Source organism: uncultured Marixanthomonas sp. (assembly GCF_963974425.1).
Classification (GTDB): domain Bacteria; phylum Bacteroidota; class Bacteroidia; order Flavobacteriales; family Flavobacteriaceae; genus Marixanthomonas.
The window spans coordinates 15,974-34,275 of record NZ_CAXBCK010000001.1; the positions used below are offsets into that span (position 1 = coordinate 15,974).

The following is an 18,302-nucleotide window of genomic DNA, read 5'->3' on the forward strand; positions in this document are numbered from 1 at the left end:
GTTTAGTTTCCGAAGTTATAGCGAAGGGTTATACCGCTTCTAATTGTCGTTTGTGGGAATGCAGTTGAAATGGCATATTCTGAGAACGTATGATCGTAGTAAAACAGTGCCGTCAAATTTTTACTCAACGCATAGTCTGCCGAAAATTGAAGACCATAAATAGTCTGCCCTGCTGTCGTTTGGTTATTTTCAATATCTAAGTAACGAATAATAGTTTTGTTATCCCTTCTAGAAAGATCCATTTTAAAGTTTAAATCACTTTTAAGTATTTTTTTATTACCACCAAAATTAGTTCCAATAGTAAGATCCTTCAACCTATAACCTAAACCAAGAATAATTTCATCTCCTTGTATCTCAGTAAGTAAGTTGTTAGCAAAACTTAAAGATAGCGCTCTGTCTTTTCTATACTCAGCAAGAATTTTTATTGAGTTTTTCATCTCAAAGTCTACACGAAGTAACGGTGAAAATTGTTCAGTAAGGTTTACATTACTTAATAAAGTTTCACTTTTAAAGTTTCCTGCTTGGTCTACAGCACCAGGGTTAAAGCGGTCGTAATCCAAGTTACTTTGAAATTGATTTACTGTGTAACCAGCTCTATAACCGTGTTGCAACGAAAAACGTTTAAATCGTTTTTTAAACCAATCCAAGTTCATTAAACCAGTGTATTTTATATCCCAGTTTGGCAATGGAACGTCTCTTAAAAAGCCTTTCTTTTCACTAGAAGCATCGCTTCCTTTATAAGCTGCTAGAAATGCTGGCAGTAATACATTTTGACTAGTTCTACCAAAACCTACTGGATATCCAGTGTCGGGATCACGTGGAATATTTCCGCCGCCATAATAATCTTCAGCGAGTCGGTTTGCAATAACAAGCCTATTACTTCTGAAATCATCAAATGCTTCAGAACTATTTTCATCACTGGCGCTAAATGCTGTTTTTATTAATAAAGTTGAAATATTAAAGTTTCCAAAAGTATTTGGCGTTAACGAACGATATTGCCCATCTTCAACTATATAGTTTTCGGCATAATTTTCAGAATATAAACGGTTTCCGTTAATATCTATGGTAAGATCATTTAAGGGCTCTAAATTCACTTGAACATCCATTTGCCTATTTTCTACTTCGGTATATTGCTCATTGAATTCCGGATACAACGTAAGCCACCCTTTACGTGCCGCTTCTTCTCTTATTTCAGCTTGGCTACCGAAAGTAAAAGCGGTTGTAGGTCTCAACGTACCAATGAAACCTATGGATTGAGTATATCCTGGAAGGAAAATACCTTGGTTTTCTTGATAATTGAACTTAATTTTCTTAATAGAAGTAACCAACCCAATAATAGTATTAACAGCTTTATCGCCAGTACTTAATGAACCGCCACCTGTTTGAGCGCCACCTTGGTTACCCAATACATTATTATTTGTACTAACAGAAAAAGAGTTGTTGTTTTCTTGTTCTTCTCCGTCTTTACCGGCTTTGCCGCCATTGCGCAATCCTTCCATACCCCCACCAGCGGGATTACCCTGTCCTGCACTACGGGCGTTTGCTCCATTATTGCTTTTAGTTTTCTTAGTAAGACCGACATAACGATAAAAGCCACTCATATCAATATTAGAATTAATGGCATGCGTCATTGCGTTTTGGACTGAGTTTCCTAAATCATACACTTGACTACCTGTACCATCATTATTTGGTATTGAAATATTGTTAAACAAATCACTACCATCCTGCCATTGGAAATCGCCCGTATAGGAGTAAGTTGCCCTAATAAATTTCAAGAACGGAAATTTGTCGAAAGGTAAATCGTAATTCAACTGTAAAGACTGAAAATGTTGATTAGGCTCTCCAATATCAAAAAATCCATCCCATATACCAATACTATCATCTGAAAAACCTTGATCATCCAAATAATTGGTTACAAGCCTGTTGTTTGATGAAGTAAAATTGAAACGTAGTGATTTAGTTAAATTATAATTGATATTGTACTCCCAATCAAACAAGAAATTACGTTGATATAATGTAGGAATACCAATGTTACCTGGTAATGTGTTCAATTCCCTAAATTTCTGTTCATTATATTGACGAACTATGTTTGAACTTACCGATACATTTGTTGGTTTATAATTGATATTAAAATCTTTCAAAAACTGCCAATACTTGCCAGTAAAAAGAGAATCATTCTTTTTAAAAGGTTCGTAAGGTTTTTGATCAAAATTAAAATTATACGTTCCACCTAAACGCACATTTTGATCCAAGGCATCTTCGATTTCAAAATCATGGTGATCTACCTGATTGTAAGAATATGAAAAGGTAAAGTTTTCAATATCATACGGCATAGGCTTTTTATCACCAGTCCTATCTTTCCGAACACCTATAAAGTTTATACTTTGTCGCTTAGTATAATCTACAGATCGTTGCCTAATATCTTCTTTCTCATCTTCATCGTCGGTATTATCAAGACGCGTGTCTAGTTCAATATCCTGAAATTCGGGATCGTATTGTGGGGTAATCAATTCTTCAGAACGACCGTAGTTAAATGGCAACTGGATACCCCATTTTTCTGGAAGTAATTGTCCTAAGTTAAAGTTAGTAACAACATCATACTGTTTTATGTCTTCACGGCTTCTTTGGTTTGGTCCTTGTTCTACAGAGCCGAAACCAACGGTGCTTCTTCTTCCAGTTGCACTTACGTTCATAAAGTCGGCCATATTCGCATCAAGCGTAGCAACTGCTGCCCAACCGCCTTCATTTTTAAGTTCAGAAAGGCGCAATTCGTTAAACCAAACTTCTCCAGCAATATCGCTAGTATTGGTTTCTCTATTTTTCATACCCAACATAATAGTACGTACATTACCAAAACTCGGGTTTCCTTTAATACCAATACGCATTTCATTTTCAGGACCTGAGTAATTAGGGTCGAGTTCCGACTGATCAAAATAAACAGGTTGCGTTAGATCTTCAGGTGGTTCTGTTGCTCCCAATACGCGTGTTTTTACTTCTTGAAGCAACGCCAACGGTAAGTTTATTCGGTTTTCAGCAGGCCATACTTCTTCTCGAGAAGTTGATCCAAAAGAGGTTGGGTTTAACGGGATTTCAATTTCGTAGTAGTTTTGTGAAAGGTCATTCCCCAAGCGCATAAACGCAACCATTTCACCATCAGCCAAAGCTGCTTCATTCTGTAACGACTCTGCGTGGATAAACATTTCTAAGTTTTTATACTGACGCATATCCACGTTGAAATTTTTATAAACTCCACGGCCATCGCCAGGCTCCAATCCATTAACCCGTAGCGCAAGGGATTGCTCGTTTTGACGAATCAAGTTGTTGTTGTTATTCAATTGTTCACGCAACACTCCAGGAGGCAACACATAAGGAATTGGTTGTCTGTTCTCGTTTTCTTCAATATTAACTGCTTCACTTTCAAAGACAGTATCATCCATTTCAGGATCTTCTCCGGTTAAATCGAGTGTTTGTGTATATCTTCTATAATCACCTCGCACCAATTCTAGCGTACCAAAACGTAACACTGTCGCTTCAGAGAACTGTGAAAGATACATTCGCATAAAACGGATAGATCTAAAATCTGAAATTCCATTAATGGTCTGGTCTGGGTCACTAATTGGTATTTTAAATTGTACCCAACGAGCATCGATTGTTTCGTTGTTAGGTGTGGTTACTTGTATTTCTTTTACATCAGTAATATATTCGTTATTACTTTTATCCATCCCTGGAAATACTGGAACGTTATATTCAAAATAGGCATCTACCGTATTCATGGTATTATCACGGTTAATGTCTTCCACGTCTGGTTGTGTGGTTGAACCGCGATTAACGTCTGTAACTTCTACAGGAGAGTTACCTTCAGTTCCGTTATATTGACGGTATCTATTAATCACATCGCCATCTGCTTGTAGAAAGTATTGATAATTATCATTCGCAGGATCGGCAAGGTTACCGAAGTCTGTGAACATAGCAGCCTCACCTGCATCATTAAGCCCATCATAACCTATGTCTTGATTGGTACGTTCTTGTCCCTCGGTATCAAATGTATAAACAAGTGATTGATTGGTTGGTACTTTTCCAAAAATGGTAGGGATGGTATTCTCATCACTGCCATTTTCAGGTAATCCGTTTTCATATTGCTTTCTTCCATCTTTCAGTAAATCTTCGGAAATATTACCTAAATTAAAATTGATGGATCCACCAGTCTGTCCGCTTGTTTCTTCATAGATATAGGGATCCATTACCCAAAATTGAATATACTCTACATTAGACCGTTCAAAATCTGTGGTGGTCAATTGTCTAGAAATACCTGCAAACCTATCTTGAGGGTTTGGCAATGTATTTCCGCCTGAAGCTTGTGGGTTAAAGTTATATGGTCCTCTTTCAGAAGGAAAATAAGCTAAATCCAACGAAAACAAAGCCTGTGTTTGCCCTTGTATAATATCTTGTTCAGGAAAAATTTCGTCTCTAAAAATTCTTCTTGTAAAAGGAGATGAAAGGTCTTCATCTGTTATTCCTTCTGGACGTTGTGAACTATAAAAAATAGGGTCTATGGTATACCAAGCCAATCGTGCCCGATTGTAGTTATAGGATAATTCGTTTGAAATTTCTCCACCAAAACCTACTGGGGTGCTTCCTAAGAACCACGTGTTTGGTGTACTAATATCTAACTCGGTCTGTGAGGCTTCAAAATCATCAACATATACTGTCGCTTTTCCATCAAAATCTGAAACTTTTGGTGCTCCAGGCATTAGATAAGCAAATTCACCTCGTAATGATACGTTCGATTCTACATCGGTATCAATATTAGGTAACTTATTTACCAATCTTGTTAAAAATGGAACTTCGGTAGAATAATTTGCATTGAACCCAAAAACAGTATTATTAATAGGCTCTGCATTGTAAGAAGACTTTTGCGTTAAAGGACGTTCGTTTAAATTCAAGTACGTAGCTCCAACTTGAAATTTATCACTGAATTTGTGTTCTACATTTAGACCTGTGAAACGTTTGGTCTGCTGCCCGAACAACGTATTATTTTCAGTAGAAATCTGTATAGGCGTATTAGAATTCAATAATGACGGGTCTAAAATCTGAACCCTTCCTAGTTGATAATTTACGGTGTAATCTACGCCTTCAACTAATTCACGCCCTCCAGCTGTAACTGTAACCGAACCTTGTGGAATATTAAAGGCTCCAATTGGGATACCATCTGCTCCAGTAGATTTATAACTACCTTTTAACTGAAACTTGTTTTTATCGCTGTCTTCTTGTTCTGCTTGTGTTTTTGTAGAAGTATATAAAGTTCTAAACACGTATTTATTTTGATTGGCGTTATAAGTAGATGGCACATTATAATTTTCAACACCTCCTGGTGTATTATCTAACTTGTCGAATAAGTATTTACCAAAAGGTTCTACTGAAGTAAATATTATTTGACCGTTTTGTGTATCAACTGTAATATTTGGCAAAAAGTCAAAGAAACCGTCTCCTCCTTGTTGTGGATCTCCGTTAAAATTTAATCTATCTAAATTAAACACTCGAAGCAATGTTGTACTTTCAACGTCTTCCGGCAACGGCACACCATCTACACCAGTAATATAGTTAAGTGGAGAAGGGTCAGTATAAAGAATATTCATTTTAAAATCTTCTTGCTCTAATTGAAAAGCACCAATAGAATAGATGTTTTTCATCATCAAGTCCCAAACCGGTTCTTCAACATTGGTGATGTTACTTTTCAACATTTTAACCACTAAGTTTTGAGCCACTCCTTCTATACCTCCTTGAGGTGGAACATTTGGATCATTGTCACCACCAGTATTACCGGTACCTGTAGCTTCTACTCCATCATTGGAAAATTCACCCACTTGATAGACTTCTCCATTTACGGTAAATTGATATGACACCCCGAGTACTTCATCATTACTCAACCGTTGGTTTAAAGAGACATAACCCAATTGTGGATGTAAAGTATATTCACTTGGCTGTAACTTTCTTACGTTTTCCTGAACTACATAATCAACTCCTTGTTGAACAGGAACGCCTCCAAAACCAGATTGGACTGTCGCCACATCACGTATTGCACTGTTTAAAACAGAAGGTACGGAAGGATCATTTATACCAAAGGGATTAAAGTCGTTATTACTATTATCTGGAAATGAACTTCGAGGCTTATTGATAAACCCTCCTGGTGGTACAGTAAGACCAATATTTTCTGAATTTGATTCCCCAATATCTTGTAAAGCAACAATATTACGAACGTTTTCAGTATTATTACTACGGTTGGTAATCCATATTTCTACCCTAGTTACTTGTACGTTTGAGTTGATGAAAGGGTATTGTTCTAAAGTTCTATCATAATTATCCCTAAAGTAATGCGCTAAGAAAAAGTGACGATTTTCATCATATTCTGAAGCAAAAAGCTCATAATCTGTAACGGTAGCACCACCCTCTGCAGTTACGGTACGGGTTTCAGACTTTTGTTCAGAAAACACTCCTGTAATTGTTGTTTTCCCAAACTGTAATTGGGTTTTTACCCCGAACAGACTTTGAGCACCTTGAATTAAAGAACTGTTAAGTGGCATACTTACGTTACCTACTTCAATCTTTTGAATGATATCGTCTTCGGTAGGTGTATATTCTAATTTTATTTGATTCTGAAAATCAAAAGTTGATTGGGTGTCATAATTAGCGGTAATCTGAAGCCGCTCCCCTACTTTCCCTAATAAACTAAGGCTAATACGCTGGTCAAAATCGAAAGACAAATTGCTTCGGTTTCTAGGAGAAAAAGATGGATTGTCTTGTTTAGTATACAAAAGACCAAGGTCGATTTCTACCGAACCCTGTGGAATTACTTCAATTGTATTTCCGCCAAAAATAGATTCAAAAAAATTAGAGTTTACATAAAATGTTGGCAATAAGTTTTTTTGTGCTTCCTCTGAGCCCTCTTTTCTTCCATCGGCCGCATCAATTTTTTCCTTAAAATAGGATTTCATATCCTGTTCCAAAATAAGTTGTTGATATTCTTCTGGAGTCAGGATAATAGGATAAGAGATTTTAAAACTTCCTAATGTTCTAGTGTAAATATACCGATCAGTAACTGGATCGTAGGTATATAAATCTTCAATACTTGTTGGTGGTAGGTCTATTCGTCCTTCAGCATATCCAGTCTTGGTAGAATCTTGTGAAAAAGCAGTTGTTGTAGTTGCAAAAACAGCTCCAATAATTAATAATAACCTATAAAACTTATGAATGTAATTGTAATTTTTTGCGCCCAATTGTTATAAATTTTTTAAAGCTTGTTTTATAATTTCTTCAGCAGTTGCCTGTGGGTTTTGCTTTATTATTTTTTCGCAAATTTTCTCAGATTGTTTACGTGCAAATCCCAGCGTCTCCAAAGCAGATAACGCTTCATTTTTGTTCGTATTGCTTGAACTAGAAGAAATACCCGATAAGCCTTCTACTTTTAGTACTTTGTCTTTTAAATCTAATATCACCCTTTGTGCGGTTTTTGTGCCTATCCCCTTAACAGATTGAATAACTACTGCATCTTCTGTAGCTATAGCATCTTTTACTTGATCAGGTGTTAAAGATGATAACATGGTACGAGCTGTGCTAGCACCTACCCCAGAAACCGACACCAACAACCTAAAAATCTCTCGTTCTGCTTTTTCATAAAACCCAAATAAGGTATGTGCATCTTCACGCACTTGTAGGTGAGTATAAACTTTTATATTTTCAGAATTAGGAAGTTGAGAAAACGTATGTAGCGAAACATTGATAAAATAACCAACACCATTACAGTCAATCACTATATCAGTTGGATTTTTTTCTACTAATTTTCCCTCAATGTGGGTTATCATACGTTATAAAAATGTTAAAGGCCAAATATAGCATAATTATTTGCATCTGCCCATCTGAAAAATGTGAAAATATAGAAGGAAAAAGTTTAGTCTTTTTGCTGCTTTAAAGCTTCTTTTTCACGCTTTTCTTTCTGTTGTGCATCTACAACTGAAACGGCAGCCATGTTCACCATTTCTTCAACACTAGCACCTAATTGAAGGATGTGTACAGGTTTTCGCATACCAAGCATAATAGGACCAATAGATTCTACTCCATTCAGTTCTTTTAAAAGCTTGTAATTACTGTTTGCAGAGTCTAAGTTTGGAAATATTAAAGCATTCACTTTTTTACCAGCCAATTTTGAAAAAGGGAATTTTTTTTGAAGCAACGTTGGATTTAACGCAAAATCTGTCTGCAACTCTCCATCTACGTGCATATCTGGCGTTACTTTATGAAGATACTCCACAGCTTCTTTTACTTTAGTGGCGTGTGGATCTTTTGACGAACCAAAATTAGCATAGGAAACCATCGCAATTACTGGCGTTAACCCAAACATTTTCATCGTGTAGTTGGTCATCTGTGCAATTTTCGCCAACTCCTTGGCTGTAGGGTCTATGTTTATAGAAGTATCTGAAATAAATAAAGGTCCTCGTTTTGTTAACATTAAATTGGTAGTGGCTACTTTACTTACCCCATCAAACCTACCGATAGTTTCTAAAACTGGCCGAACTACTGAAGGATACGCTCTTGAATATCCTGAAATCATGGTATCTGCATCCCCTTCATTTACCATCATGGCAGCAAAGTAATTACGTTCTCGCATTATTTTTTGCGCATCATATAGGGTAATACCGCTCCTTCTTCGGTTTTTCCAGTGCTTTTCAGCATAATAATTTCGTTTTTCTTCTTGTTCGTCAGATTTTGGATCGATAATCTCTAAATTTTCTATATCGAATTCGAGTTGCTCCATCAATTCGAGAATAATCTCTTTTCTTCCCAATAACACCGGAATACCAATACCTTCTTCGTATACAATTTGAGCAGCTTTTAAAACATCTAGATGATCTGCTTCAGCAAATACAATTCGTTTCGGATTTGTACGGGCTCTGTTCAATAACAATCGTATAATTTTATTGTCACTGCCCAATCGCTCGTGTAGCTCATCTTCATATTTTTGCCAATTGACAATATCTTCTGTAGCTACTCCACTTTCCATAGCTGCTTTGGCAACAGCTGGAGGTACCGCAGCAATTAAACGAGGATCGAAAGGTTTTGGAATAATATAATCCCTTCCAAAAGTTAATCTTGTTTCACCATAAGCTATATTCACCTGTTCTGGAACCGGCTCTTTCGCTAATTCGGCCAAGGCTTTCACTGCGGCCATCTTCATTTCTTCGTTAATCTTGGTAGCACGAACATCTAGCGCACCTCTAAAAATGAAAGGGAAACCAAGTACATTGTTAACTTGATTAGGATGATCACTTCGGCCAGTCGCCATAATGATATCTTTACGAGTTTTAATCGCCAAATCGTAATCTATTTCAGGATTCGGGTTGGCCATGGCAAAGACAATTGGATTGTCTGCCATGCTTTTTAGCATATCTGGCGATACGATATCAGCAATTGACAATCCTACAAATACGTCTGCATTTTTCATGGCTTCTTCTAACGTATCAATTTTTCGAGCAGTTGCAAACTCTTCTTTTTCTTTAGATAAGTTATCGCGATCTTTTCTGATAACACCTTTACTGTCGAGCATTACAATATTTTCAGCTTTTGCACCAAATGATTTGTAAAGCTTCGTACATGAAACTGCTGCTGCCCCAGCACCACTAATAACGATAGAAACTTCTTCTATTTTTTTATCTGCCAACTCTAATGCATTCAATAAAGCGGCAGCTGAAATAATTGCCGTTCCATGTTGATCGTCATGCATTACCGGAATATCGAGTTCTTCTTTTAACCTACGTTCAATTTCAAAAGCCTCGGGAGCTTTAATATCTTCTAAGTTAATACCGCCAAACGTTGGGGAAATATTTTTAACGGTTTCAATAAACTCATCTATATTTTCGGTGTTTACCTCAATATCAAACACATCTATGTCTGCAAATATTTTAAAAAGCAATCCTTTTCCTTCCATTACGGGTTTTGAAGCTTCAGGACCAATGTTGCCTAACCCTAGCACAGCTGTACCATTAGATATTACAGCTACTAAGTTTCCTTTGTTGGTATACTTATAAACGTTATTGGTTTCTTTTTCTATTTCCAAACAAGGTTCAGCAACGCCTGGGGAATACGCCAAAGAAAGATCTCTTTGGGTCGCATATTTTTTTGAAGGCACTACTTGAATTTTACCTGGTTTTGGTTTTGCGTGGTATACTAAAGCCTCTCGGCGTCTGCTCTCTTTGCTCATAGTCTGAAGTTTTAATCGTCAAAAATTAAATTGATGACATACAAAGTTAGCCGAGTAAGTGGAATGATGAAACTTTAAAGGTTGTTTTTTATAAGAAATATTAGTTTTTTAAATACTGAATATTTCTTTTTAACCCCTCATATTTAGTACGTTTTACAGCACTTTTTCTGAAAATTTCATTAAAAACCTCTTTAGTGATTTCCTCCCAATCCTTTTTAGTGTTTTCTAATAGCTCAGGATGTGGATTAAAAAGTGGTTCGTTATGGGGTTTGCTGAAGCGATTCCAAGGACATACATCTTGGCAAATATCACAGCCAAACATCCAGTCTTCCATCTTGTTTGAAAACTCAGTAGGTATTTCGTTTTTCAACTCTATGGTTAAATAGGAAATGCATTTACTACCATCCACTACATACGGGTCAACAATAGCTTGGGTGGGACAAGCATCGATACAGGCTGTGCAACTTCCGCAATGATCTGTAACTGGAGTGTCGTATTCAAGATCGAGATCAACAATCAATTCGGCTATAAAATAAAAGGAACCAGTTTGCTTTGTCAATAAATTGCTGTGTTTACCAATCCACCCCAAACCGCTTTTAGCTGCCCAAGCTTTGTCTAAAACCGGAGCAGAATCTACAAAAGCACGGCCATGAACATCGCCTATTTCATCTTGAATATGGCTTAAAAGTTGTTTTAGTTTGTCTTTAATCACAAAATGATAATCTCTACCGTAGGCGTATTTTGAAATTTTATAACTGTTCTCATTTTGTTCTTCAGAAGGATAATAATTCAACAATAATGAAATTACACTTTTACTATCTGGAACCAATTTTGTTGGATCCAACCGCTTATCGAAATAGTTTTCCATATACCCCATCTCGCCATGCATATTCTGGTTGAGCCATGTTTCGAGCCGTGGGGCTTCTTCTTCTAAAAATTCAGCTTTGCTAATGCCACAGGACAAAAAACCGAGGCGTTTGGCTTCGGTTTTTATAAGTTGTGTCTGTTTTTCTTTTAAACTCAAAACAAGCCTCCTTGTGTTCCTCTTTTAGTTTTCCCTAGGTGTTTGTATGCTGCTTCTGTTACTTCCCGACCACGCGGTGTCCTTATAATAAACCCTTGCTGTATTAAAAAAGGTTCATAAACTTCTTCAATAGTTTCGGGACTTTCTGAAACAGCCGTAGCAATAGTAGATATACCTACTGGACCACCTTTAAATTTATCGATTAAGGTGGTAAGGATTTTATTGTCCATTTCATCCAGACCAAAAGCATCCACATTTAATGCTTTTAGGGCGAATTTTGAAATTTCAATATCAATTTTACCATTCCCTTTTATTTGAGCAAAATCACGCACCCTTCGCAATAAAGCGTTGGCAATACGCGGTGTTCCCCTACTTCTGCCAGCAATTTCAATCGCTGCTTCCATTGAAATAGGAATGTTTAATATTCCTGAACTTCGTTGAACGATAGAAGTAAGCAATTCAGTAGTGTAATATTGAAGCCTTGAGGAAATACCGAAACGAGCCCGCATAGGAGCTGTTAAAAGACCCGAACGGGTTGTTGCTCCTATTAGCGTAAATGGATTGAGATTAATTTGAACCGTACGAGCGTTAGGGCCCGTTTCAATCATAATATCAATTTTATAATCTTCCATTGCCGAATAGAGATACTCTTCAACAATAGGACTTAATCTATGGATTTCGTCAATAAACAACACGTCTCGATCTTCTAGGTTTGTAAGCAGTCCTGCAAGATCTCCAGGCTTATCCAACACAGGGCCTGAGGTAACTTTAATACCTACTTCCAATTCATTAGCTAAAATATGAGCCAATGTGGTTTTTCCCAAACCAGGAGGGCCGTGAAATAGCGTATGATCTAATGCTTCTTCGCGCAAATTAGCAGCTTGCACAAAAATCTGCAAGTTTTCCAATGCTTGGTCTTGCCCAGTAAAATCATTAAAGGTGAGGGGCCTTAATTTTTTTTCCAGATCAATTTCTTGAGGGGAAAGATTATCGCCGGTTGGATCCAGATTTTCGTTCATAAAAACAAATATACAAAGTGTATTCAAGTAAGCTTTGGAAATATTTAACAAGATTTAATAATGCCTTATTACAGAAGCTTAATATCAATAGCTATCTTACAAAAAAAAAGATATGAAAAAGCCAAAAGAAAAAACACCAGCGTTGAAATTAGATTTAATTAATGGAACAACTTGGGACATTGAGAAACAAGAACCTGAAAATTTTACAATGATGATTTTTTACAGAGGTCTTCATTGTCCTGTATGCAAGAAATATTTAGAAGAGTTACAAACTAAAATTGAAGATTTTAGAAGCAAAGGAGTAAACGTAGTAGCTGTTAGTATGGATACTGAAAAAAGAGCAACTATTACCACTGAAAAATGGGACATTGAATCCATTCCACTTGCTTATGGAATGTCTGAAGAAAAAGCTAGGGAATGGGGATTGTTTATTAGTCACGCAATTAAAGACGCTGAACCAGACGTGTTTTCTGAGCCAGCACTATTTTTAATTAACAAAGACACAACTATCTATAGTGCTTCTATACAGACCATGCCATTTGCCAGACCAGGATTTGATGATTTGTTAAAATCGATTGACTTTGTATTAAAAGAAGACTATCCTGCAAGAGGTGGTAAATAAATAAACCGCACTCCTCCTCAGTAAGCGCGGTTTATAAAATCAGTAAACTCCCCATTTTACTAATTAAAATCTCCTCCAAATATAGAAGAATAAATGGCCTACAGTCAATACCCAATTGTGGGTATTTTTACTTACAATTTAAAAATATAAAAGCCGTACTTTTTTATAGTACGGCTTTTACAGTCACAAAGTCCCCACTCTTTGTTCCTTAATCGTTAATCAAAGATACGAACAGGAAGCAGTATAGTCAATACGTAATAACACGTAAATTTTATTTAATAAAAAAGCCTTTCTTTTCAGAAAGGCTTTTTTATATATAACTTAATTGATTTAGTGGTTTAATTCATCCTCGTTTTCCTTTAAAGGAATGTTCTGTGGAATAAAATCCTGTCCTGGTATTACATAGCCGGTTTCATCTTTATTCAGCTTACTGTAATCATAAGGCCAACGATATACGTGTGGTATTGGCCCATCCCAGTTTCCGTGAATATGTTTGATTTCAGCTGTCCATTCTAAAGTAGTGGATTTCCAAGGGTTTTTTGGCCCTACTTTTCCGTAGAAAATTGAATGGAAGAAGTTATATAAAAACACCACTTGAACCGCTGCCGTAATGATAGCAAAGATGGTTATCACCACGTTTATATCAGCTAAGTCATCAAAATATGGAAAGTTAGTATTTGTATAATATCTTCTTGGTAAACCTGCCATTCCCACAAAATGCATTGGGAAGAAAATTCCATATGCTCCTATTGCGGTTATCCAGAAATGGACATACCCCAAGTTTTTATTCATCAATCGCCCTTCAAACAGTTTTGGGAACCAATGATATACTCCAGCTAATAAACCATATACAGCTGAAATACCCATTACCAAGTGGAAGTGTGCAATTACAAAATATGTATCGTGTACATTAATATCTAAGGCACTATCACCAAGAATAATTCCTGTTAACCCACCTGTAATAAAGGTAGAAACAAATGCAATAGAGAATAACATAGCGGGGTTCATTTGCAGGTTGCCCTTCCAAATTGTTGTAATCCAGTTAAATGCTTTTACTGCTGAAGGAATTGCGATTAACAATGTTGTAAAGGTAAACACAGAACCTAAAAATGGATTCATACCTGATACAAACATATGGTGACCCCAAACAATAGTAGATAAAAAGGCAATTGCAAGTATAGAGGCAATCATTGCTCTATATCCAAAAATTGGTTTACGTGAGTTGGTAGCCATAACTTCTGAAACAATACCCATTGCTGGTAGAATTACAATATATACTTCAGGGTGACCTAAGAACCAAAATAAATGCTCAAATAATACAGGTGAACCTCCTTGGTTATGTAACACTTCTCCTGCAATATATATATCAGAAAGGAAGAATGATGTACCGAAACTTCTATCCATAATTAACATCAGCGCTGCTGATAACAATACAGGAAACGATACCACACCAATAATAGCTGTTACAAAAAACGCCCAAATAGTAAGTGGAAGTCTTGTCATGGACATCCCTTTGGTACGTAAGTTTAATGTTGTTACAATATAGTTAAGCGATCCTAATAAAGAGGATGCAATAAATATAGCTAATGATACTAACCATAACGTCATTCCTGTACCAGATCCTGGTATTGCTTGTGGCAAAGCACTTAAAGGGGGATAAACAGTCCATCCAGCTGATGCAGGTCCTGCTTCAACAAATAAGGAAAGTACCATAATCACACTGGATATAAAGAAAAGCCAGTATGACACCATATTTAAAAAGCCTGAGGCCATATCTCGAGCCCCAATTTGCAACGGAATCAACAAGTTACTAAAGGTACCACTTAGCCCTGCTGTCAACACAAAGAATACCATTATAGTACCATGTATCGTTACCAATGCTAAATAAACACTTGGGTCCATTACGCCGCCTTCGGCCCATTTTCCTAAGAAAATTTCAAAAATTGTAAATGGTTCTTCAGGCCATGCTATCTGCATTCTGAAAAGAACGGACATTAATATCCCTATTATCCCCATGAAAATACCGGTGATAAGGTATTGCCGGGATATCATTTTATGATCTGTACTAAATATATATTTAGATATAAAGGTCTGTTTGTGATGATGCCCGTGATCATCGTGGTGATCTACTGCTAAATCTTCTGTGTGTGCTGACATATCTCTTGTAAACTAATTTCTTATCTGTTCTCTTTCAATTGTGCAAATGTCTCGTCAAGTTTTGGCTGTTCTGCCAACCAAGCTTCATAATCTTCTTGTGATTCTACCACTATTTTCATTTGCATGTTATAATGGCTAATTCCACATATTTTATTACAAAGCAATAAATAATCAAACTCGTAAGACTCTAAAGGTTGCTCCCCTTTTGCTGCTAATTCTTTACTATTTTCCCTTCGTATTTCATTAATATGCCTTACTTTTTCTACTACATCATCATTTTGTCTCATTTCTTCAGTAGTGATCGTCGGGGTAAATGCAAATTGGGTAACCATACCAGGAACTACGTTCATTTGAGCTCTAAAGTGTGGCATATAGGCTGAGTGTAATACATCTTGAGAACGCATTTTAAACAACACTTTTCTACCTACTGGCAAGTGTAATTCATTTACTACAATATCATCTTGAGCATTAGGATCTGAAGCGTCAACACCCAGTTGATTAACCCCTTCAATTAACCGTACATTGGCTTCTCCTAAGGTATTATCATCACCTGAGTATCTAGCACGCCAATCAAACTGATAAGCATATAACTCAACAACTAATGGATCATCCTCTTCACTTACATTCATAATATCTGTCCAAGTGAAAAGACCATAGATAATAAGCCCTGCTAATACAATTACCGGGATTATAGTCCATATAAACTCCAATTTATCATTATCTGCATAGAATACAGCTTTTTTACCTTTTTCGCCTCTGTACTTAAATGCAAAAGAAAGTAAAAGCCAGTGTGTTACTATACCCACAAAGAAAATAAGAATCATGGATATTAACATTAAATTATCTATCTGTGATCCATGTTCTGAACCAGCTTCAGGAAGGAGTACATCTCCCCATTTCCAAAAGCAAACAATAGCTAGCACATACAAAAAGACCAAGAACATCACCATTAGGTATCCGTTTACTTTATTGTCTTTGTCTGATGCTATATCGCCAGTATCTGTCTGTTTGGTTTTAGACATTTCAAAAACCTTGGTCATTTGCCAAACGGCAACTCCAAAAAGAATAATTACTAATACAACTAAAAATGCGGTCATCGTTATCTGTCTCTATTCAATTAATTAATAATGATAATGTTTACTTTCCTTCATAAACGGATTTCGTTTAGCAAGTAGAGGCGCTTTTGTTAATGCTGTGAACACAACAAATACAAATAAGCCAAAGAAAAACAATATGGAACCTATTTCTGGTAAGCCAATAAACCAAGAGGTTCCTACGGTACCAGGCATAACCATAACAAATAGGTTTATGTATTGTCCTGCTAAAATTACTACCCCTGTTAAGATTACAAACCAGTTTACACGTTTGTAATCACTATTCATTAATAACAATACAGGGAATACAAAATTTGTTACTAACATCCCGAAGAATGGTAATTTATAATCTTCTATACGTGTTACAAAATAGGTTACTTCTTCAGGAATGTTTGCATACCATATTAGCATAAACTGTGAGAACCAAAGGTAGGTCCAGAAAATACTAAAGCCAAACATATACTTTGCTAAATCGTGAATATGGCTATCATTTACAAATTCTAAATATCCTTGTTTCTTTAAAATGATAGATACCATTGCTATTACTGTAATAGCCGAAACCATCATTCCTGCAAAAACATACCATCCAAATAAAGTACTAAACCAGTGCGGATCAAAACTCATAATCCAGTCCCAAGACATCATAGACTCAGTTACTATAAAAAACACTAAAAATCCAGCTGACATTTTAAAGTTCTTTTTGAACCAACTGTTATCATCAGCAGCATCTTGTTTAATAGAGTTTCTTCTTGAGAAGTATCTATATAGGTTCCATCCAGCTAAGAAAATAGCTGCTCTAATTAAAAAGAAAGGAACATTTAACCATCCGCTTTTTCCAGCAATTAACTTATCGTAATGTGGACTATTAGGATCAACTAATTCTGGATCCATCCAATGGAAAATATGATTCACGTGGAAAGCAGAAAGTAATAACAATACAAATAGTATTACCGAAGCTACTGGCAAATAAGCCGTAATTCCTTCCATTACTCTAAATAAAACAGGGGACCAACCAGCTTGTGCGGCATATTGTATACCATAAAAAGCCAAAGTTCCTAATGCAATAAATAAAAAGAATAAACAAGCAATATATAATGCTGACCAAGGTCTATTTTGCATTTGATGCAAGGTATGCTCTAAATGTGCTTCTTCACTATCGTGTGCATTTTCACCGTGTTCGTTAGCAGCTTGAGCGTGTTCGTCGCCAAGGTTTTCTTCTGCATTATAATTTTCATTTGTACTGTGTGATTCTTCGGCTGCTGAATGGTCTGACCCATGTCCATCCCCATGACTAGCCATCATTTCTTTAACCTCGGCTGTGGTTGAGGGAGCAGTAAGGAAACCTGATACTATTCCTATGGCTCCAACGACCATAAAAATAATTGCAAACAGTTTTAATTTACTTGGTAGCGTGTACATATCTTTAACTATTCTCTTTATTCTTTAGTTAGTTTCGTTTTCTGATGCTTCTGAAACATCTTCACCTTCGGTATCAGTTTCATTTTGTTCCACTTGAGACGTTTCGGTATTACTTGAATCTGCAGCTTTAACACCTACTGTTTCTAATAATGAAGGCTCCCCATTTAAGGCTGCTTTTAAATCCATTACGTGCATTGCAATTTGCCAACGCTCTTTTTCATTAGTTTGTGATGCATAAGACCCCATAGCATTTAATCCGTACATTTCTACGTGATAAATACCTCCCATAGTAATTTCTCTTCCCGGATCTGCATAGCTAGGAATACCCAGAAATTTTTCTCTTTCCGCTAATATACCTTGTCCATCTCCTTTATCACCGTGGCATACTGCACAATAAATAGTATAGAGTGCTTCTCCTTCTGAAATATTATCTTCTGTAATTTCTAAAGGATTTTTTAACTCTGCTTTGGCTAAATTTAATCCTTCTGTTGTATTGTCATACTCGTAAGGTGTCCATCCTCTAGGGATAGAGCCTTCGGCAGGAAGTTTTGCCTCTTGTTCGTTTTCAAAAACATCATACTCACCGTAGGTTTCATATCCAACAGGTTCATACATATTAGGCATAAACTGATAATTAGGTTTTTTATCATTAAAGCAAGAAACCAAACTGAATGCAGCTACAAGCGCTATGGTTATGTTTAAACTTTTTTTCATA

10 protein-coding genes are annotated in these 18,302 nt (G+C 36.3%); 1 reads left to right on the plus strand and 9 read right to left on the minus strand.

Annotated elements, in window-relative coordinates; genetic code table 11:
- Positions 1–2: 2 nt before the first annotated feature.
- The 5 genes from sprA to ruvB all read right to left on the minus strand — a co-directional run bounded on the left by sprA (position 3) and on the right by ruvB (position 12,295).
- Positions 3–7,223, minus strand: coding sequence for a cell surface protein SprA (sprA, locus tag AACZ92_RS00100; RefSeq protein WP_339695745.1), 7,221 nt, complete (start codon positions 7,221–7,223; stop codon positions 3–5).
- Positions 7,224–7,277: 54 nt separating this feature from the next.
- Positions 7,278–7,859: a Holliday junction branch migration protein RuvA gene (ruvA, locus tag AACZ92_RS00105; protein WP_339695420.1), complete on the minus strand. Its 582-nt coding sequence runs from the start codon at positions 7,857–7,859 to the stop codon at positions 7,278–7,280.
- Between the two features lie 86 nt (positions 7,860–7,945).
- Positions 7,946–10,252 carry an NADP-dependent malic enzyme gene (locus AACZ92_RS00110; RefSeq protein ID WP_339695422.1) on the minus strand — a complete coding sequence of 769 codons (2,307 nt, stop codon included), beginning with the start codon at positions 10,250–10,252 and terminating at the stop codon, positions 7,946–7,948.
- 100 nt (positions 10,253–10,352) lie between these two features.
- Entirely contained in the window at positions 10,353–11,276 is a 924-nt protein-coding gene (gene queG, locus AACZ92_RS00115) for a tRNA epoxyqueuosine(34) reductase QueG (RefSeq protein WP_339695425.1), read from the minus strand.
- Positions 11,273–12,295 (minus strand): Holliday junction branch migration DNA helicase RuvB, encoded by a 1,023-nt coding sequence (gene ruvB, locus AACZ92_RS00120; protein ID WP_339695428.1) that lies wholly within the window; start codon positions 12,293–12,295, stop codon positions 11,273–11,275. The genes queG and ruvB overlap by 4 nt, the downstream gene beginning before the upstream one ends.
- A 112-nt stretch (positions 12,296–12,407) precedes the next feature.
- On the opposite strand from ruvB, the gene AACZ92_RS00125 reads away from it, so the two are divergent.
- Positions 12,408–12,917, plus strand: coding sequence for a peroxiredoxin-like family protein (locus AACZ92_RS00125; protein ID WP_339695430.1), 510 nt, complete (start codon positions 12,408–12,410; stop codon positions 12,915–12,917).
- A gap of 330 nt (positions 12,918–13,247) precedes the next feature.
- Here AACZ92_RS00125 and AACZ92_RS00130 read toward each other — a convergent pair whose 3' ends face one another.
- The 4 genes from AACZ92_RS00130 to AACZ92_RS00145 are packed head-to-tail and all read right to left on the minus strand — an operon-like array spanning position 13,248 to position 18,301.
- Positions 13,248–15,074 (minus strand): cbb3-type cytochrome c oxidase subunit I, encoded by a 1,827-nt coding sequence (locus AACZ92_RS00130; RefSeq protein WP_339695433.1) that lies wholly within the window; start codon positions 15,072–15,074, stop codon positions 13,248–13,250.
- A gap of 20 nt (positions 15,075–15,094) precedes the next feature.
- The gene (locus tag AACZ92_RS00135) at positions 15,095–16,171 is read right to left on the minus strand and encodes a cytochrome c oxidase subunit II (protein WP_339695436.1); all 1,077 of its coding nucleotides are present in this window, start codon (positions 16,169–16,171) and stop codon (positions 15,095–15,097) included.
- A 24-nt stretch (positions 16,172–16,195) separates the two neighbouring features.
- Positions 16,196–17,587: a quinol:cytochrome C oxidoreductase gene (locus AACZ92_RS00140; protein ID WP_339695439.1), complete on the minus strand. Its 1,392-nt coding sequence runs from the start codon at positions 17,585–17,587 to the stop codon at positions 16,196–16,198.
- A 24-nt stretch (positions 17,588–17,611) separates the two neighbouring features.
- On the minus strand, positions 17,612–18,301 hold the full coding sequence (locus AACZ92_RS00145; protein WP_339695442.1) for a cytochrome c: 690 nt from the start codon (positions 18,299–18,301) through the stop codon (positions 17,612–17,614).
- Between the last annotated feature and the right edge of the window lies 1 nt (position 18,302).